Below are 19,095 nucleotides of genomic sequence, written 5' to 3'. Positions count from 1 at the left end.
AGCACACCTCCTAAATCTATGATTTATATTTAATCAGAATAATTACCAGAAACTCTAAAGGACCTAACAACAAAAAAGACCGCCAAAAAAGAAGTGGAATTCCCTTCTCATGGCAGTCGGACGGTCATAGCGCATTTAAGACACTTTAGACTCCTGGACTTTGCGTCCCACCCTTTCAGGCGGTTTGCTATTATCATGATAATATATGTATTGACTTGCGGATTAGAACTAGCATTTTAAGCATCCTATTAAATAATCGTCTATGACTTTTAATACTTTTGAACTAATAATAGTTTAGCGCTCCATTCCTACAATTGTCAATCAATTCCTTTTGATATTCATACGCGTAAGCAAGCACAAAAAAAGCGCCTAAAGGCGCTTCACACAAAGGTTTTCCTTCAATTTTAAAGTAACTTTATCCAACCTAATATCGATATCCATAATGGAATACTTAGAATCAAACCAAATACCATTCCACGGTGGAGACTTCCTTCCTCTTTCATCCTAATTCTCCCTTTATATAAGTCTGAAGCATTATTTTTTATTATTACAATTTTAATATATTTTATTCTTTCTAATTTAGTTGTGAATTCAATCACATTGGACTATCTGTTTAGAAATACCATTGATTATTTTTGGAATATCGGGGTAGAATACGAATATACGTTCCCATTAGAGGTGATGAGATTCATGAATAGAGCTGAAAGCAGGGACAACATGCTGGTCAAATCTTATTTATTGCTTCCGATGATTTTATCAGCTTTCGAACGGGACTCCGCCATTCTATCTGCACATTTACGAACACCTACCCCCTATCTGGAGGTTCTTGAAACAGCCGCAGCAGTTGCTACAACAGATCTAAGAGATGTTCGTTCAGAGATGAGAAAACGGGGAATCAAGGTTTATGAGCAGAACAGACTTAACACGGGGATAGAAGCCAAATTTATATGTCGTGGATACCATGAACGAATGCTGTTGTTAAACGACATCGTCGCTGCCCAAGCTGCCATTCATATGCGCAGATATCTCGGTCTGGATATTTCATCTTTTAAGAGCTATGAAGAGCAGTATCAGATTAAGTGAAGTAGCGAAGAAGCTGCCCCCCTCCCTCATTTAATTAGCGAACAAAAAAATAGGCCTTACCATGGGAGTTGGCAAGACCTGAGAGATTTATACCACAAAACACTGGGGGGTGTTTGGTGTCTTCAATATATACCTTGAACCTGAAAATAAGATGATGCTCACATGAAAATTACATTAAAAACTTCAATTCGTCGCTTAGGCTATCCGCTTGGCACTTTTGATTTCCAACCAAAGAGGCCCGCTTCGCCGACAGAGAAAATCGACCGATTGATAGTTAGCCACGAGTGCTTTGAACAAATTGTTTCAAAATGATATAGTGAATTCGTTCTCACAGGATGACTTGATAGCAGGTTGTAAAACATAATAAAGTCGGGACCTGAGTACGGAGCGACAACAGGCGTTTGCCTTTTCGTTGAATATTTTCTGAAGGAGGGTAATAGCCCATGAGTGATGAAATCTGTATACCGCCTGGCATTCAACAGAAGGACACTAGCTTTGGCTACACCTTGTCTATTATTAGCGGTAAATATAAAATGACTATTCTCTACTATCTCTCTGAAAACAAGATCGTGCGGTTCAATGAACTGCAACGGGGTATCGGTACAATACCTTTTAAGACATTAAGCGTTATGTTGAAAGAACTGGAAGCCGACTGTCTCGTCAGGCGCGAGGAATTCCCCCAGATTCCCCCTAAAGTTGAGTATTCCTTGACCGAGAAGGGCCAATCGCTTATTCCGGTGCTGGATATGATGTGCACTTGGGGAGAGAAAAACTTCGTTCCAGCCGCGCAAGAGATAACCATACCTTTTACGATTTAACGACAACTTATGACAAAAGCAGCATTTCCATTAATGAAAATGCTGCTTTTTGCTTCAAATCTAATTACATATTTTCGATAAATTCAACATAGCCTTGCGAACTGATATCCAATTTATTTAAGTAATCCGTACTTCCTACCGTCTCAGATTCCGTGCCATAAATGGCATAGAAGGAACGATAATCAGCGTTGCAATACAAAAAAGTCGTGTCAAAGGGAGATAAAATACGGTCAAGCCCGTAGCCGAGTTTACCTTCTTCACTAAAGTCTTTTGCACTTCCTCCGGCAGTTACAGCTAATGCGATTTTTCGATTTCTTAATTTATCACTCTTCGAGCCATATGCCCATCCGTAAGTAAATACTTCGTCCAGCCACTTTTTAAGCAGAGGTGGACTACTAAACCAGTAGACAGGGAATTGTAAGACGAGCTTATCATGCGCTTCAATCAGCTGTTGTTCCTTTTCCACGTTGATTTTTTCATCGGGATAGGCTTTGTACAGCTCGTGCACCGTATATTTGTCTGGATATTTACGGAGTTCTTCGATCCAGCGTTTATTAACGACGGATGTTTCGATGTTTGGGTGCGTGACGACAATAAGTGTTTTCATTGGTGTATCCTCCATGTTTGAATCAGATTTAGGACTTGAGTATACCTCCCACCATGACATCGCGTAAGTATGCACTTTTAGTTCACGTACTTACCTAAAGGTAAGCACTGCAACCTGCCTGCACGTGATTGATGTATAGTCTTCGGGGCGAATCTCGTCTTCGGTGTACACCCAAATATCACACAAGAGAGACTGGGTCATTCCGCCATTTTACTTGAGTAAAGGTTAGACGGATGTAACGTTATGTGTATGAACTCTATATCACTGATAAAAAAAATTTGCCTGAACGCAAAGAAATACCCCACCATTACTGGCAGGGTACGATACTTCCGCATAATTTCAACATAATCCATTTGGGATACTTGCCTACCACTTAAGGTTGACAGGGTGCGTCTTTGATTATGTATGAAAAAAATCCACCAGCATGAGTACTGGCGGATTTAATAAGGTGCAGCTATATTGGGAGGTTTGAAACTTAAATAAACAAAGTCTTAGAGATGATTACCAACAAGATAAACAGAACCAGAATTGCGGCGGTAGAAGTAAAGCCACCATATCCTCCTGCGAATTCGCCCATTTTAACTCCTCCTTTGTAATTGAATACAATTTAAAATATACAAGCTTTTGTAATGATGACCAGCAGGATAAAGAGCACTAAGATTGCCCCTGTGGATGTAAAGGCTCCACCAACAAAACGTTCAGGTTCACGTTCACGTTCACGTTCACCAACGCCGCAACAACGTTCTCCACGTACTTCGCCCATTTGTCAATTCCTCCTTTTTAATTGGATACAAAACTAAGATATGCGGGATTTGTATCGGTGCTTGGGTAAAAAAGAAACGAAAATAGTAGGCCTGTTGCGGGATCCGACATTTCGTAAAAAACAAAAAAATACCCACCAGCCGAAGCCAGTGGGCGGTTTTTCCCGGTTTTATGATTTTTTAAATAAGGGCTATAGCCAGCAGAGTGAACAAACTCAAGGTTAAGATGTCATTTGTAGCAAAAGGATTACCAAAAAAAGCTGAAGTGTGCACAGATCCGTTATGTTCCGTTCTTAAGTAAACATTATTTCTGTCCACATTTGTAATTACGCCTACGTGCTGTCTACCATCTTTAGTCAGAATCCGCACTCTTCTATTCATGTAGCGCAAGCAGCTGCAATAAGCATCCATCAGGAAACTCCCCCTCGCTCGTATTACTTTATTTTATGATGAGAGGTTACGCCGGTAACGGCCAGCAGCGCCCAAAACTTCCGGCTCGACAAATTAACTTTCCAGTTCACTTTGTAAGGTTAACTGTCTTACTTGCTCTTTCTTGCCGTTTACGAGTACTACCACTGTATTGTCATTGTTGCCCTGATTCGCTGTTTCCTTCTTTTTCAGCCCTAGGTACTTTGCAATCCCGATCACATGGCTATCAATGATTGCTTGGATAACCACATCTTTTTTGAGTTTGGCAGCGTCGGTTGCCACATCCAAAAATAAATTCTCCGTGAGTACTGCAGGCATGTTGCTCTCACGCACCACGTGGTTTTTTGCCTTTTGGCCCCGGTCGTTGGGGACTCCATTACAAGCGGAAAAGACACTCTTTCGGTAGAAGAATGGTAGAAGAAACAAAAAAGCGCGACTCCCCAAACTTCAAGAATCCGCGCCAAATATGGTTTTTTGGGATGCTGGTGAAGGGAATTGAACCCCCGGCCTACGCATTACGAGTGCGTTGCTCTACCCCTGAGCTACACCAGCTTAAGGCTGATTTTTCTGTCAAACAAAAAATATTATACAACTTTCAGCCAGAAACGCAAGCCTATTTCTCCCTATTTCCCTACTCTCCCGAACTGCTATTCCACCTGTAGTTTACGCTCCACAGACTCCAGCTTTCCACGGCTAGTGGAGGGTTTATCGCGGCGGTCGTCTATTTTAAGTGAGGTAGAGACACGCTCTGCACCTGCGGCAAAAGGAGACTCGTGCAGCGCTTCGACTGCAGCAAAAATACGCTGAAGAGGCCCTTCGATGATTGTACCCATGGATGTAAGCTCATAAGTAATCCCTTCTACCGTCTTCAGCACTCGCTGCATATCCGCAACATAGCTGCTAAGGCTCGTACTACCTGTTCCAATCGGAATAACGGTTACTTCAGCAATAGGCATGGGAATACCTCCTCGGAATTTTAAAGTATGTGTCTCCTTCTATTGTAACAACTCCACCGCTCTCCCACAAATGATCTCAGCTTTATTATGCCCCTTCTTCTTTCCCCAAAATTCTCCGAAATATGACTTTCGCCACAAGTATTTTTTCTAACATGAATTCTAGGGTCATCTGCACTACATTTATGGACTCTTTGTGGCATCTTTTCGGACAATTTATGAATCATTTTTCATATGCCTGTGGATCAATTGTGGATTACTTATGGACAGCCTGTGGATCATTTGTGGAGTACTTTTGAAGAACCCGCTCCCCACGCGGGTTTTCTAAAAAACTATTTACAAACACAACATCTTGGGTTATTTTTATCTAACGACAACAAAATATAGTGGAGACAGGCGCTTTGATCCTTTATCGGAATTAGAGCTTAATAGGGAAGTACGGTGAAAATCCGCTGCGGTCCCGCCACTGTAACCGGATGCCCCTTACAAGCTTTTTTAAGACGGGCAGATCTCCTGGCAGAAGCCACTGAGGGGTAAGAGCCCCCTTGGGAAGGCGCTGAGAGGTCCTACGGAAGCCAGGAGACCTGCCTGTTTCGACGACACCAACTATGAGTGCCTGCGAGGAACAGGAACGGTGTCCGCATGCGGTCATCTTCTTAGAGACCACTGCAAATATCTGTGTGGATATTTACATAACGCATCGGGCATTTTCTGCCATCCTCGCTAGAGGATGCTTTTTTTATGAGATCACAATGAATATACGGCCGCTTATGCGGCCCCACTTCTTAATGATAGGACGATAGACTGAGAGGAGAGCTATACAATGACGTTGTTGGAGAGACAATTTAACGGTACAACAAATGCACGAGAAGTTCTTTTAGAAGAGCTCATTGATTTAGGACGCGATATTATCGACAGCCGGGATTTGGACTTGCTGCGCGAGAATGCCAATTTGAACGGAGAGAGTTTCTCCGGTAAAATGAGCAAGTTCGGCAGTGAATATTCAAAATGGTACGCCCGCAACTTTACGATGCCGCCGCAGCTAGTGCAAGCCATTGATGACAATGTCGTCTATGTGCATGATCTGGATCAATACGCAATCGGAACGACTAACTGCATTTTTATCCCGTTCGATAAGCTTCTCCGCGAAGGCTTCAACACCGGCAACGGCAGTGTTCGTCCTCCGAACTCCATAATGACAGCTATGTCACTGGTAGCAATTATTTTTCAATCCCAGCAAAATGCTCAATATGGCGGCGTATCCGCCAATAAACTCGACTATGATCTGGCACCTTATGTAACCAAATCCTTCGCTAAGCTGTTCCGCAAGGGTCTGGATTATTTTGATGAGGGACAAGCTAATGATTCTTTGGGCGAGATTACAATGAGCCGGATCGATCTGGCGGAGTTATATCCAAAAGCGTTTCGTTTTGCACTAAAGGAAACCGAAATCGAAACCCTGCAAGCGGCTGAAAGTATGGTACATAATCTCAACACCATGTCCAGCCGATCCGGTGGGCAAATTCCGTTTACCAGCATCAATTATGGTACTTGTACTTCACCAGAAGGTCAGCTTGTGATCAGCTCCCTGCTAACAGCAACGATGAACGGACTTGGCAGCGGAGAAACACCTGTGTTCCCGATTCAAATCTTCAAATGCAAGCAAGGAGTCAATCAACAGCAAGGTGATCCTAACTATGAATTGTTCCTAAAAGCGGCGGAATGTTCTGCACGCAGACTATATCCGAACTTCGCTAATCTGGACGCTCCGCTCAACTTGCAGTATTATGATCCAAGTGATCCTGATACGGAATTTGCTACAATGGGCTGCCGCACCCGAGTGCTCGGTGACCGTTTTGGGCGTAATCATTGCTCCGGGAAGGGCAACCTTTCCTTTAATACACTGAATCTGGTTCGGCTCGGTCTGGCACACGGCACAGTAACAGGCCGACGTACCGTCGCAGATGAAGCTGGCTTCTATGAGGATCTAAACCACTATATGGATATTGCGCTGGAAGGACTTCTTCATCGGTTCCACATCCAAAGCGCGCAAAAAGCTAAAGCATCCGATTTCATGATGCGAGAAGGCGTCTGGGAAGGCGGCGAAAATCTCGCTCCTGAAGACTCTGTAGGCGAACTGCTGAAGCATGGTAGTCTGTCGCTTGGCTTCATCGGTATGGCGGAATGCATGAAAGCCATGTACGGCAAACACCATGGCGAGCATATGGAAGTCCATGCCAAGGCTGTGGCTATCGTGCGTCACATGCGGGAGTATTGCGACCTTAAAAGTGAGGAACTTAATCTCAACATTACCTTGTTCGCAACACCAGCAGAGGGCCTGTCCGGCAAATTCACCAAGATTGATCGCAAGGTACTGGGTTCTATTCCGGGCGTAACTGACCGTGAGTATTATACGAACTCTTTCCACATCCCTGTATACTACGATCTAGGTGCTGCTCAGAAGATCAGCTTGGAAGCTCCTTTCCATGAATACTGCAATGCCGGGGCTATTTCTTATGTCGAATTAAATGGCAATGCCCGCAGCAATCCATCTGCTTTTATCAAAATCATTAAATATGCACTAGAACAACAGGTCAGCTACTTCAGCATTAACCATCCGATTGACCGCTGCTCCAGCTGCGGATACGAAGGCGTAATTGGGACAAACTGTCCTTCCTGCAACGCACATGAGAATGACGTGCACATCCGTCGTTTGCGCAGAGTTACAGGTTATTTAACTGGCGACTATCAGACCCGCTTCAATGCCGCCAAACAAGCCGAAGTACGGGATCGCGTTAAGCATCTATGAATATTTGCGGATACTATCCGGAGTCGATTAACGAGGGAGAGGGCATGCGGGCCGTCCTCTTCATCAGCGGCTGCCGTCATCGTTGCCCGGGATGCTTTAATCCCGAGACATGGAACTTTAAATATGGAGAAGCCTTCACCTTAGAACGTCAACATGAAATCATTGCAGAAATCGCCGCTAACCCTTTGCTGGATGGTCTAACACTGGCAGGCGGCGATCCTTTTTTCTCGGCAGAAGAGGTACTTGGGTTCATTCATGAGCTTCGCGCCGTGCTCCCTGGCTTCCCCATCTGGATTTACAGTGGTTATACGTATGAGGAACTAACCGCCCTTCCCGGTTCGCCGGAGTGGAATCTACTTACACAGTGTCAGGTATTAATAGATGGACGTTTTATAGAAGAATTGAAAGATACTACACTTCCTTACCGAGGAAGCTCTAACCAACGCATAATCGACATTCCGGCCAGTACGAACGGCTCGGAGGTCTTTCTGTGGCAGCCTACTGCGCTATAATATATCAATTTTTGATATTCAAAATTAATCCAAAATAAGAAGGGATGAAATAACCATGCCACAATTCGTAGTAAAACCAGATAATCGCCAACTGGCTTTTGATGAGAAGCGCCTTTCCGTATACGCCGACCGTATCTTAGAAGGTCTTGATCAACTAAATAAAGAAACATTGCTGCGGGGAGTAATTTCCAAACTGCGTCGTGACTCCGTAAGCGGAGAAGAAATTAGCAATGCCTTCACCATGAGTGCTCTAGAGCTTGTAACGAAAGAAGAGCCTACTTGGAAGTTTGCAGCTGCCCGTGCCCTTCTGACTACCCTTTATAAAAAAGCAGCCGTTCATCGCCGCTATAAAGCTTATCCAGAAGAGCCTTACGGTGAGCTGTACCCGCTAATTACGGATCTCGTAAAAAAAGGAATCTATCGTGAAGAGCTTCTAAGTCATTACACCAAAGAACAAATTATCGAACTAGGTGGGTGTATCGATTATACACGCGATCTTTTGTTTGACTATATCGGTCTGCTTACGCTATCCGACCGTTATTTGGCGCATGATTTTGACGGCCGTGTAATGGAGCTTCCACAAGAACGTTATATGATTATTGCTATGTACCTGATGCACCGTGAACCAGCTGAGAAACGTCTTGAGCTTGTAAAAGAAGCTTACTGGGCTATGAGCAACATCTACATGACAGCTGCTACCCCTACAATGTCCAATGCCGGCAAAAAGGTCGCTGGACAGCTATCCAGCTGCTTCATTGATACGGTAGACGATTCCCTAGAGGGTATCTTTGATTCCAATACAGACGTAGCGCGCCTTAGCAAAATGGGTGGCGGTATCGGCGTCTACCTTGGTAAAGTACGGGCACGGGGTTCGGATATCCGTGGCCATAAGAACACTAGCTCCGGCGTAATTCCTTGGATTCGCCAATTGAACAATACAGCAGTCAGTGTAGATCAACTTGGAACACGTAAAGGTGCTGTCGCTGTCTACCTTGATGTATTCCATAAAGATATTCTCGCTTTCCTCGATCTTAAACTAAATAATGGTGACGAGCGTATGCGTGCACATGACGTATTCCACGGTGTAACCCTGCCGGACTTGTTCATGGAAGCCGTTGAATCACGCAGCCACTGGAACCTCTTCTGCCCACATGAAGTGAAGAAGGTTATGGGCTGGACGGATGAGAACGGTCGTCCGCTTGGTCTGGAAGACTTCTACGATGAAGAGCTTGGTAAAGGCACTTTCCGTGAAAAATATGCTGAAGCTACAGCCAATTTGGAATTGTCCCGTATTACCGTTCCTGCGATCGACATCATGAAACGGATTATGAAATCACAGCTTGAAACAGGTACTCCATATATGTTCTACCGTGATACGGTTAACCGGACGAACCCGAACCGTCACCAAGGTATGGTCTTCTCTTCCAACCTGTGCACAGAAATTATGCAGAATCAATCCGCTACCGTTATTGAACAGGAAGAATTAGTAACCAAAGATGGCAAGACCCGGATTGTTATCTCCAAAATCCCTGGCGATTTCGTAGTCTGCAACCTGAATTCGATTCACTTGGCACGTGCGATTCCAGCTGGTGTGCTGGAAAGACTTGTACCTATCCAAGTACGTATGCTGGACAACGTAATCGACATTAATAATATTGAAGTTCTGCAAGCACAATACACGAACAGCCAATACCGCGCAGTCGGTCTCGGCACATTCGGCTTGCATCACCTATTGGCACTCAAGGGCATTCGTTGGGAATCTGATGAAGCCGTAGAATATAACAACCATTTGTATGAACACATCAACTACCTGTTGGTACGTTCGAGCATGGAGCTTGCCCGTGAAAAAGGCCGTTATCCGAAGTTCGCCGGTTCCGATTGGGAGACAGGTGCATACTTTACTTCACGTGGCTACGTTAGCGGTGAACAAGAAGGTAAATATGTAACCACTGAACAATGGCGCGAGCTGCAAGAAGAAGTGGCTAAAGACGGTGTTCGTAACGCATGGATGTTCGCGATTGCACCGAACGGCTCCACATCGATTATTGCCGGCTCCACAGCCAGCATTGATCCTTTGTATGAATTGCTTTCCTATGAAGAGAAAACAACTTACAAGATCGCTAACCCAGCACCGGATCTGTCCGACAAGACGATTTGGTACTATAAAACTGCGTTTACAATTGACCAAAACTGGTCGATCCGCATGGCTTCTGCTCGTCAGCGTCACGTCGATCAAGGCCAAAGCTTTAACCTGTATGTTCGTCCTGACATCAAGGCTACCGAGTTCCTTGAGCTGCATCTGAACGCCTGGAAGGGCGGATTGAAATCAACTTATTATGTGCGTAGCCGTGCTTTGACAATAGAAGAGTGTGATTCTTGCGCTAGCTAAGAGTCTTACTGCTTTAAAAAATTTGGTGATTTAATCGTAACTGCGAGAAATGTTTGGGCTTCCGGTCGCTGTTATCCTCAGATTTCTTGATCTATACCGTCTTCGCGGTAGAAATCCGAGGATAGCATATGCTTTCGATGCGAGCTTTCCTACGGAAAGCTTTCGGGCGAACGCTATCGCTCCTACAGCTCCAAACTTTCTCTCCGTTACTTCATCAACCTAATTTAATTAAAGATCAGACAAGACGAATTACCAGCGCAAAAAAATGGAGGGAAATTAAATGCAACTACAAAAGATTTTTAACACTGAAGCACCCAACCAATCCACACGCATCATCGACGGTGAGTGCTCAGGTATTCTGAACTGGAACGATATTCGCATGCCGCATATGTACAAGCTGTACAAGGTGCTGCTGCTGAATCACTGGATCGCGGATGAAATCCCAATGTCCAAAGATGCGCAACAATTCCCTATGCTCGATGCTGAGGAGCAACGCGTATTTAAGATCAACATCTCCCTGCTCGCCGTGTTAGACTCGATGCAGACGATGTTCGTAAGCGACGTGAAGCGTTATTTTACTGACTCTTCTCTAGAAGCTATCTCTGCCATTATCGGACAACAAGAAGTGGTGCATAACCAATCCTATTCCTATGTTCTTTCCTCTATCGTGTCGGAAAGTGAGCAGAAAGAAATTTTTGAATATTGGAAAAAAGACCCTGTCCTGCTGGAACGCAATCAGTTTATCTCTGATATTTATCAAGAGTTCCGTGATAACCCTACGAGACAAACCTTTTTCCATGCGCTGGTAGCCGATCTCATCTTGGAAGGAATTTTCTTCTACAGCACCTTCGCCTTCTTCTACAATCTGGCCCGTGACCAGAAGATGATGGCGACCAGCCAAATGATCTCTTATATCCAACGTGACGAGAATCAGCACTGCTATTTCTTCGCAGAAGTATTTAAGCAGCTGCTTGTAGATTTCCCTGAGTTGAACACTAAAGAGAACATGGATTACGTGTATCGTACGATCGACCGCGCGGTAGAGCTTGAAACCAACTGGGCTTACTACACCCTTACTAATGTCCGCGGTATTGATCTTAACGAGCTTAGTGACTACATCAAATATACAGCGAACAAGCGCTTAACCTTGATGGGTATGGAAAAAGCCTACCAAGGCGTTGATGTTAACTGTATGCCTTGGATCAAACCTTTCTCCGATGATGCGCTTAATGCCACCAAAACCGACTTCTTCGAAGCTAAATCCCGTAACTACGGTAAGGTTGGCGACGATAACGGATTCGACGATTTGTAAGACCGGATTATAACGAACCCTATATAAAAAAAAGGCCATTCTCTACTTTCACAGTGAGATGGCCTTTTTACTATAGCAAAAAGCGTCTCTTCACCCCTTGGATCAGGTATGAATGAGACGCTTATATAGTTGGTATGAATCCATTCGAAACAGAATGCTTGCTACTTAGTCTTAAGCCTTGCGTTCCACACGATGTGTAGTTTCTTCTGCAAGCTCAGCTAACGCATCATTCAGACGCAGCTTCAGCTCCTCAGCAAGCTCTACCACTCCGTGATCATTACGAACCACCTGAGAATCCACGGCATACACTCCACCAAGAATGTAACGTGCACCGAGTACAGACAACACAGGTTTCAAAGCATAATCAATCGTAAGTAGATGTGCAAGACTGCCACCCATGAAGAGCGGGAGTACGATTTTGCCGGCCAATCCCTTTTGTGGAACTAGATCCAAGAAGGTCTTCAGCACGCCTGTATAAGAGGCTTTATAAACCGGGCTAACCACGATTACCGCATCCGCTTCGGCTACAAGGCCGTTCGCTTTGACGATAGAATCACTCTCAAACTTGGTATGAATCAAATCTTCCGCTGGCAGCTCTGCAACGTTAATACGCTCAACCTCAAAGCCCTGATCCGTTAAGCTTGCCTCCGCATACTCTATAACTGCATTGATGCGCGATACCAAGGAAGGTGTTCCGTTAATCACAACAATTTTAGCCACTTCTCCACCTCTTTCATCCCATTAAGCAGCTCACACTGCAAGTATTTATCCCGACAGGAATACTTCAAATTAATATTAATCCTATCGCAGATCAGATATTATTGTCAAACCATAAACGCTTGCGCTCATCCCACTCTTGCGATATACTAAGCAACAATATTAAATCCAAGAAACAGGCCAATGACCGGCATCCAACCGTGAGGCGTCTGCGACCGGAGCCTATAATGACTCCCTAAGTTCACCGGGTTTCGCCCGTTACCGCGAAGACCAAAGAGGGTCGAATTCTTTCCTGCTGTTAAGGAGATTCGATCAACCTGGGTGGCACCGCGAGCTGACGCTCCTCGTCCCATGGATGAGGGCGTTTTTTGCGTTTTTTCAAGCATAAATACCTTCGGCGTCCTTTTAAGGACGGTAAGTGTTTGTGCGAGAACTAGAGGGATAAAGTGAAGTGTGAAACTTACACTTTCTTATCTTTTAAACAAAAAGGAGCGAGCGATATGCTGGAAATGAACTGGATCAAGGATAATCAAGAACTTGTAAGAAACACTGCCACATGGAAAAGAGTCGACTTCCCACTGGATGAATTGCTGGAATGGGATGAAAAGCGCCGAAGCCTGCGACAAGAAACCGAACAAATGAGAGCCGAACGTAATGGGCTAACCAAAGAGGTTGAACGATTATTACGGCAGGGTGACCGCCCTGCTGGAGAGATCGTCAAGGTACAGGTACGAGAACTCAATCATCGGCTGAGCCTGCTGGAAGCAGATCTGAACGAGGCTGAACGCCGCTGTAGAGAGCTCATGCTGCTCGCACCGAATTCGGTGTCGCAGGATACACCCATCGGCCACGATGATAACGATAATGTAGAACTGCGGTTGAACGGAGCGGTGCCGGAATTCGGCTTTGCGCCTCGTGATCATGTGGAGCTAGGTGAACTCCACGATATTATTGATATTCCCCGTGGCGTCAAAGCAGGCGGTCCTCGCAGCTATGTGCTCAAAGGAGCCGGCCTGATGTTACATCTCGCTGTACAAAGACTTGCCCTAGATGTGCTCACTGCACGCGGATTCACCGTGATGGATGTTCCTGTGATTGTCCGCCCTGAAGCGTTGGAGCGAACCGGATTCTTCCCGGGTGGGATGGATCAGACGTACGAGCTCAGCGGAGATAATCGCTGGCTGGTAGGCACATCTGAAGTGTCGCTAGTTTCACTCTACAGTGATGAGATTGTAGAGCTTGACACACCCATGCGACTAGCCGGAATGTCGACTTGCTTCCGCCGTGAAGTTGGATCAGCGGGGCGAGATGTGCGCGGGCTGTACCGCGTACATCAGTTCTCGAAGATTGAGCAAGTCATCTTATGCCGAAATGACGAAGGTGTCTCGGACCATATGCTTCACGAGATCCTCGCAAATGCCGAGCACATTCTTCAGCTCTTAGAGCTCCCCTATCGAGTCATGGCTGTCTGCACAGGGGATATGTCCCTGAAGACGCATAAGCAGTATGACATCGAGACATGGATGCCTAGCAGAGGCGCATACGGTGAGACCCATTCGGCTTCTAATCTACTCGATTTCCAAGCTCGCCGTTCGGGCATCCGTTATCGGGATGCGGACGGTCGCTTACAATACTGCCACACCTTAAATAACACCGCAGTGGCTACGCCAAGAATTCTGATCCCGCTGCTGGAGAATCACCAGCAAGAGGATGGTTCTATCTACATTCCTCAGGCGCTGCGCAAATATATGGACGGATTAGAGCGGCTAGAACTTCCACAACAGTAGTCTGTTTTATCCAAGTAAACTTAAAATAAATAATGCCTATTCACTTCTCAACAAGAAGCTGAATGGGCATTTTTTTGTTCTAAGACCTCCCAAATAGTCGAGCCCAATAACTCCTTCTCTATTGTTATTCAAATGTAAAATTTAACAGAAGTATAGAATACATTTGTTGTAATCCTTTGATAATTCAACTATAAAAATTAATTCATATATGGGACTATTCATCATCCAATAAACACTAGATTTTAAGGATTATTGTATTTATGCACTATTTTCAGCCCCTATTCTTATGCGAAAACAATAACTTTTTATTTTTTTATTTTAATTTATAGAACCTTTAATTTATATTAATGCAAACCAACCTTTCATTTTACATTTGAATGATAAGATTTAGTAGGTTTCTAATAAAAGATTTGAGGGGAGAATACTTATCCAAATGATTATTTCTTCAAGAGTAAGGAAATGGTGGGCTAGTGGACTGGCAATGTTAATGCTTGTCGGCAGTGTGCTACCAGCTATTCAGACTGCCGAGGCAGCACCGGATAATAGCAATGTTGTTATCTCACAAGTCTATGGCGGTGGTGGAAACAGCGGAGCAGAGTTTAAGAATGATTTTATTGAATTATACAATCCTACCAACAAACCAGTAGTTTTGACTGGATGGAAAGTTCGGTATACTTCCGCAACTGGAACCTTTAGCAGCGGAACAGAATTAACAGGAACTATTCCTGCAAATGGATACTACCTCGTCCAAGAGGCTGCAGGAACAGGAGGAACTGCTGCACTACCTACTCCTGATGCCGCAGGTATCCTAGCTATGAGTGGGACAAACGGTAAAGTCGACTTGGTTGACCCATCGAATAATACGATAGATTTAGTTGGCTATGGTACAGCTACAGGTGTTGAGGGAACTCCAACCCCTGCTCTCACCAACGCGACAGCCGCTATTCGTAAAGCCGCAGCTGGTGCACCAGCTGATAGCCGTGGTCTAGATACGGATAACAACGTTGCGGATTTTGTTGTTCAAGCAGCAAGTCCACGCAATAGTAGTTATGGTAAAGCACCAGAGACAGCTAGCTCCGTAGTAGCTTCACCAGCCGCTAATGCCTGGCCGGTAGGCACTGAAATTTCTCTGAACTCTCCGACAGTTGGAGCATCCGTCTATTCAGCTGTTTATGGATCAGGTGGTTCAACTGATTTCCAACCTTACACAGGGCCTATCACCTTAACTGAGGACACTACGATTAAGGCGTATGCTTCAGAACCGAATATGCCAAACAGCGCAATAACAACTTTTGACTACACGATTCTGACCAAAACAGACGTCGCAACAGCACGCCTTGGTAATAAAGGTCAGAATATTTCAACAGAAGGTATCGTAACTCACATTAACGCAGCAAAAATGTATATTCAGGATGGAACCGGTGGGATCGTACTTTATGGATTCCCAGAGTTCGCAAACGTTGGAGATCGTGTTGCAGTTAGTGGCGAGATGGATATCTACAGCAACCTGCAAGAGCTCAAACTCCAAAGCGGACTTCAATACTCTGTCGTTGCGAGTGATGTAGGTGTACCCGCACCTAAATTGATTACAGCAACCGACTTGTCTGCAGCGAACGGAGAAAACCATGAAGCTCAGCTGGTAACTATGAATAATGTCACTATAGATAATGTAAATGGAAATACAGTGACTGCAAGTCAAGGCGGACAACAATTCACAATTTTCTCAACCCTGCCTAAACTAGTAAAGGGTGCAACCTTTGATAATATCACTGGGGTTGTCGAGCAATATAATACAACTTATCAATTCATTCCACTTAACGAAAACGCTTTGGTGGAAGAAACCTTTTCCGTAATGGCGAGCCCTGGTGCAGGTCGCATCATTAAAGGAAGTACTGTGACCCTATCCAGCCCTACCCTTGGAGCACAAATTCATTACACGACCGATGGAACTGAACCGACAGCAGCAAGCAAGCTTTATTCAGATCCAATTACAGTTAGTAAAGATCTTACCATTAATGCAATTGTCGTAGCAGATGGCAAGACAAGTAAGGTGTATACCTTTGCTTATAAAGCTTCTGATCTCCCTCGTATACATGATATTCAAGGAGAATCTCATGCCTCTGAGTATGTAGGTCAGAACGTTACTGACGTAGAAGGTATCGTTACCCAATACGGATACACATTCGCAACTGGCGCTTATAGAGGTTTCTTTATGCAGGACCCTCAGCCGGACAATAATGTGAACACATCGGAAGGTATTTTCGTTTACAGCACAAATGCATCCCTTAAACCTAAAGTTGGAGATTTAGTGCGCGTTAATGGAGCCGTTTCCGAGTATAACGAAGGAAGTGCGAGCAATCTAACCTCCACTCAAATTAATATGACATCACTAACAGTAGATTCCTCTTCTAGTTATACTGTGCCTGAACCTATCGTACTTGGCAAAGGTGGAAGAGCTATTCCTTCTTCCATCATTGATAATGACAGCATGGCTGATTTTGAACCTAGTGAAGATGCCATAGATTTTTATGAATCGTTAGAAGGTATGCTTGTAAAACTCCCTACCCCTACGATTATTAGTCCTTACTGGACAAGTGGTAGCGGAAATTCCATGCTTTATAACATCCCTACAAGAGTAGAAAATGATACTCCTGATGTCATCACACCAGCTGGTGGACTAGTTCTAAAAGAATATAACCAATTCAATCCTCAGCGCCTTATCATTGCTTATGGAAATCCGGGTCAAGAAGTCATCACCGGAGATAAGTTCGCTGGAGATGTTACAGGGGTCATCGGATACAACAATGGCAATTTCAAAGTAATTCCGGAGAACGGTAAGCTGCCAACCATTACCCCAAGTACTTTTAAACAAGAAACAACTACTCTTGAGGTTAATGAGGACAAGCTATTAATCGCTTCATACAACATTGAGAACTTCTACCCAGGCGTCGGAGCAACAAAAATCCAGAAACTTGCCGACTCCATCACGAATAATATGAAAAAGCCTGACATTATCGGCGTGGTCGAAATGCAGGATAGCAATGGTGAAACCAATAATGGAATCACTGAAGCAAGTGCTGACGAACTAATTAAGGCTATTGAAACTGCAGGCGGTCCTGTATATAAATACACAGACATCGCTCCAGTCAACAATCAGGATGGCGGAGCTCCAGGCGGAAACATTCGCGTAGGCTTCTTGTACAATCCAGCAAGAGTACAGCTTGCGGATAGTGTAAACGGTCAAAAAGGTACATCTACGCAATCCGTTGCTTATAATGCAGCGACAGACAAGCTGACTTACAATCCAGGACGAATTGATCCAACGAATGCTGCATTTGCTAGTTCACGTAAACCACTTGCTGCACAATTTATTTTCGGCGGCGAAAAAGTGATCGTGATCGCAAACCATTTCAATTCAAAAGGCGGCGATAATGGTCCTTTCGGGAACGTTCAGCCACCGGTATTGTCCAGTGAAACACAACGTCATAAAATTGCGGCGGTCGTAAACGGATTTGTCAAAGAGGTTCTGACTGCTAATCCTGAAGCCAACGTCGTAGCTCTTGGCGATTTGAATGATTTCCAATTCACTAAAACTGCAACTATTTTAAAAGGTACAGAGCTGGACAATTTGATCGACACATTGCCTTTAAATGAGCAGTATACGTACACCTATGACGGAAACTCTCAAGTACTGGATCATATTCTTGTCAGTAAAAATCTAACGGCTTCTTCCAAAGTAGATGTCGTCCATCTAAATGCCGACTTCTCTCCATCGAAAGGTCGGGTATCCGATCATGATGCGGTTGTAGCACAGATTGATTTTAGTACTGCTGAAGATTTTCCATTAACAGTTCTACACACCAACGATACGCATGCAGGATTAGATACTGTAAGCTCACCAAACAATATCTTGCGCCGTGTAACAGCAATCAAAACTGCTAAGGCGACTACAGAAAACCCTATTCTTCTCGATGCGGGTGATGTGTTCTCCGGAACACTCTACTTCAACAAGTATCTGGGTCAAGCAGATCTGGCCTTTATGAATCTGGTCAAATATGACGCTATGACTTTCGGTAATCATGAATTTGATAAAGATTCTGATACGCTTTCCAAATTTATCGGCAACGCTAAGTTCCCTTTTGTCTCATCTAATGTGAATTTCTCTGCAGATGATATTCTAAGCAAAATGTTCACCAACGAAATTGGTCGATCGGGTAATGCGGCAACCATCTACCCTGCTCTGATTAAAGAAGTAGACGGCGAACAGGTTGGTATCATTGGTCTGACGACAGAAGATACAGCGAACATTGCTTCACCAGGTAAAGTGACTTTTGAGAATGCTGTAGTGAAGGCAAAAGAAACTGTCGCTATGCTGCAAAAAGAAAAGATTAACAAGATTATTGTTCTCTCACACCTTGGCTACGAAGAGGATCTCAAGTTAGCCAAAGCGGTTAATGGCATTGATATTATTGTCGGTGGTCACAGCCACACGCAATTAGATCAAGCGGTTGTAGATAACAGCGATCCTAATGCACCGAAGCTTATCGTACAAACTGGTGAAAAAGGACTCTTCCTTGGTCAGCTTGAAGTTAAATTTAACAAAGATGGCATACTGACAAATTGGAAAGACCAATTAATCTCCATCGACGCTAAGAACGGCGCTAACTATGTTATCGCAGAGGATCCTGAAGCTAAAAAGATCCTGGATACCGACTATAAGCCAGGTATTCTAGAACTGAGCAATGAGGTAGTAGGAAACTCAGAGGTTGTTCTAAACGGTGTTCGTGATAATGTTCGTACAAAGGAAACTAACCTTGGTAATCTGATTGCCGATGGTATGCTTTTTGCAGCCAAGAAAGCTGGCACTAATGCGGTAATCGCCCTGCAAAATGGTGGCGGTATTCGCGAATCCATTAAT

At 44.4% G+C, this 19,095-nt stretch carries 16 protein-coding genes, 1 tRNA gene and 2 riboswitches; of the genes, 8 read left to right on the top strand and 9 right to left on the bottom strand.

Features of this window, described 5'->3' with window-relative positions; all coding sequences use genetic code 11:
- Nucleotides 1-108 precede the first annotated feature (108 nt).
- Nucleotides 109-199, bottom strand: a riboswitch (cyclic di-GMP riboswitch).
- A gap of 491 nt (nucleotides 200-690) precedes the next feature.
- Both ACFWMP_RS25015 and ACFWMP_RS25010 read left to right on the top strand, forming a co-directional pair.
- On the top strand, nucleotides 691-1,083 hold the full coding sequence (locus ACFWMP_RS25015; RefSeq protein WP_042184484.1) for a YhjD family protein: 393 nt from the start codon (nucleotides 691-693) through the stop codon (nucleotides 1,081-1,083).
- Between the two features lie 443 nt (nucleotides 1,084-1,526).
- The gene (locus tag ACFWMP_RS25010; protein ID WP_042184482.1) at nucleotides 1,527-1,901 is read left to right on the top strand and encodes a winged helix-turn-helix transcriptional regulator; all 375 of its coding nucleotides are present in this window, start codon (nucleotides 1,527-1,529) and stop codon (nucleotides 1,899-1,901) included.
- A 64-nt stretch (nucleotides 1,902-1,965) separates the two neighbouring features.
- Here the strand turns inward: ACFWMP_RS25010 and ACFWMP_RS25005 are convergent, their stop codons facing one another.
- The 7 genes from ACFWMP_RS25005 to ACFWMP_RS24975 all read right to left on the bottom strand — a co-directional run bounded on the left by ACFWMP_RS25005 (nucleotide 1,966) and on the right by ACFWMP_RS24975 (nucleotide 4,654).
- Entirely contained in the window at nucleotides 1,966-2,508 is a 543-nt protein-coding gene (locus tag ACFWMP_RS25005) for an NAD(P)H-dependent oxidoreductase (RefSeq protein ID WP_042184480.1), read from the bottom strand.
- 475 nt (nucleotides 2,509-2,983) lie between these two features.
- Nucleotides 2,984-3,085 (bottom strand): sporulation protein YjcZ, encoded by a 102-nt coding sequence (locus ACFWMP_RS25000; RefSeq protein WP_197071258.1) that lies wholly within the window; start codon nucleotides 3,083-3,085, stop codon nucleotides 2,984-2,986.
- 30 nt (nucleotides 3,086-3,115) lie between these two features.
- Nucleotides 3,116-3,271 carry a hypothetical protein gene (locus tag ACFWMP_RS24995; protein ID WP_197071257.1) on the bottom strand — a complete coding sequence of 52 codons (156 nt, stop codon included), beginning with the start codon at nucleotides 3,269-3,271 and terminating at the stop codon, nucleotides 3,116-3,118.
- Between the two features lie 178 nt (nucleotides 3,272-3,449).
- Complete coding sequence (locus tag ACFWMP_RS24990) at nucleotides 3,450-3,680, bottom strand: hypothetical protein (protein ID WP_042184478.1); 231 nt, start codon at nucleotides 3,678-3,680, stop codon at nucleotides 3,450-3,452.
- A gap of 93 nt (nucleotides 3,681-3,773) precedes the next feature.
- A complete protein-coding gene (locus ACFWMP_RS24985) occupies nucleotides 3,774-4,031 on the bottom strand; it encodes an N-acetylmuramoyl-L-alanine amidase (protein ID WP_379424976.1) in 258 nt (85 codons plus the stop codon).
- A 147-nt stretch (nucleotides 4,032-4,178) separates the two neighbouring features.
- Nucleotides 4,179-4,250 (bottom strand) — tRNA-Thr (locus ACFWMP_RS24980).
- Between the two features lie 95 nt (nucleotides 4,251-4,345).
- Nucleotides 4,346-4,654 (bottom strand): MTH1187 family thiamine-binding protein, encoded by a 309-nt coding sequence (locus tag ACFWMP_RS24975; protein ID WP_076285946.1) that lies wholly within the window; start codon nucleotides 4,652-4,654, stop codon nucleotides 4,346-4,348.
- 374 nt (nucleotides 4,655-5,028) lie between these two features.
- A riboswitch (cobalamin riboswitch) is annotated at nucleotides 5,029-5,257 on the top strand.
- Between the two features lie 217 nt (nucleotides 5,258-5,474).
- Between ACFWMP_RS24975 and ACFWMP_RS24970 the strand changes: the two genes are divergently transcribed.
- The 4 genes from ACFWMP_RS24970 to ACFWMP_RS24955 all read left to right on the top strand — a co-directional run bounded on the left by ACFWMP_RS24970 (nucleotide 5,475) and on the right by ACFWMP_RS24955 (nucleotide 11,673).
- Nucleotides 5,475-7,460 carry an anaerobic ribonucleoside triphosphate reductase gene (locus tag ACFWMP_RS24970; RefSeq protein WP_042184472.1) on the top strand — a complete coding sequence of 662 codons (1,986 nt, stop codon included), beginning with the start codon at nucleotides 5,475-5,477 and terminating at the stop codon, nucleotides 7,458-7,460.
- Nucleotides 7,457-7,972: an anaerobic ribonucleoside-triphosphate reductase activating protein gene (nrdG, locus tag ACFWMP_RS24965; protein ID WP_042184469.1), complete on the top strand. Its 516-nt coding sequence runs from the start codon at nucleotides 7,457-7,459 to the stop codon at nucleotides 7,970-7,972. The genes ACFWMP_RS24970 and nrdG overlap by 4 nt, the downstream gene beginning before the upstream one ends.
- A gap of 55 nt (nucleotides 7,973-8,027) precedes the next feature.
- Entirely contained in the window at nucleotides 8,028-10,361 is a 2,334-nt protein-coding gene (locus ACFWMP_RS24960; protein ID WP_042184468.1) for a ribonucleoside-diphosphate reductase subunit alpha, read from the top strand.
- A 280-nt stretch (nucleotides 10,362-10,641) separates the two neighbouring features.
- Nucleotides 10,642-11,673 (top strand): ribonucleotide-diphosphate reductase subunit beta, encoded by a 1,032-nt coding sequence (locus ACFWMP_RS24955; RefSeq protein ID WP_036682584.1) that lies wholly within the window; start codon nucleotides 10,642-10,644, stop codon nucleotides 11,671-11,673.
- Nucleotides 11,674-11,844: 171 nt separating this feature from the next.
- On the opposite strand, the gene ssuE is transcribed toward ACFWMP_RS24955, so the two are convergent.
- Both ssuE and ACFWMP_RS24945 read right to left on the bottom strand, forming a co-directional pair.
- The gene (gene ssuE, locus ACFWMP_RS24950) at nucleotides 11,845-12,393 is read right to left on the bottom strand and encodes an NADPH-dependent FMN reductase (RefSeq protein ID WP_042184465.1); all 549 of its coding nucleotides are present in this window, start codon (nucleotides 12,391-12,393) and stop codon (nucleotides 11,845-11,847) included.
- 146 nt (nucleotides 12,394-12,539) lie between these two features.
- A complete protein-coding gene (locus ACFWMP_RS24945; protein ID WP_339302266.1) occupies nucleotides 12,540-12,743 on the bottom strand; it encodes a hypothetical protein in 204 nt (67 codons plus the stop codon).
- Between the two features lie 147 nt (nucleotides 12,744-12,890).
- On the opposite strand from ACFWMP_RS24945, the gene serS reads away from it, so the two are divergent.
- Both serS and ACFWMP_RS24935 read left to right on the top strand, forming a co-directional pair.
- Complete coding sequence (serS, locus tag ACFWMP_RS24940; RefSeq protein ID WP_379424951.1) at nucleotides 12,891-14,177, top strand: serine--tRNA ligase; 1,287 nt, start codon at nucleotides 12,891-12,893, stop codon at nucleotides 14,175-14,177.
- 433 nt (nucleotides 14,178-14,610) lie between these two features.
- The coding region (locus ACFWMP_RS24935; protein ID WP_379424950.1) for a chitobiase/beta-hexosaminidase C-terminal domain-containing protein at nucleotides 14,611-19,095 on the top strand (4,485 nt) is incomplete at its 3' end.

Source organism: Paenibacillus sp. NPDC058367 (genome assembly GCF_042723305.1).
GTDB lineage: Bacteria > Bacillota > Bacilli > Paenibacillales > Paenibacillaceae > Paenibacillus_AQ.
The sequence above is the reverse complement of the archived record's forward strand: the minus strand, read 5'-3'. Positions and strand labels throughout refer to the sequence as shown.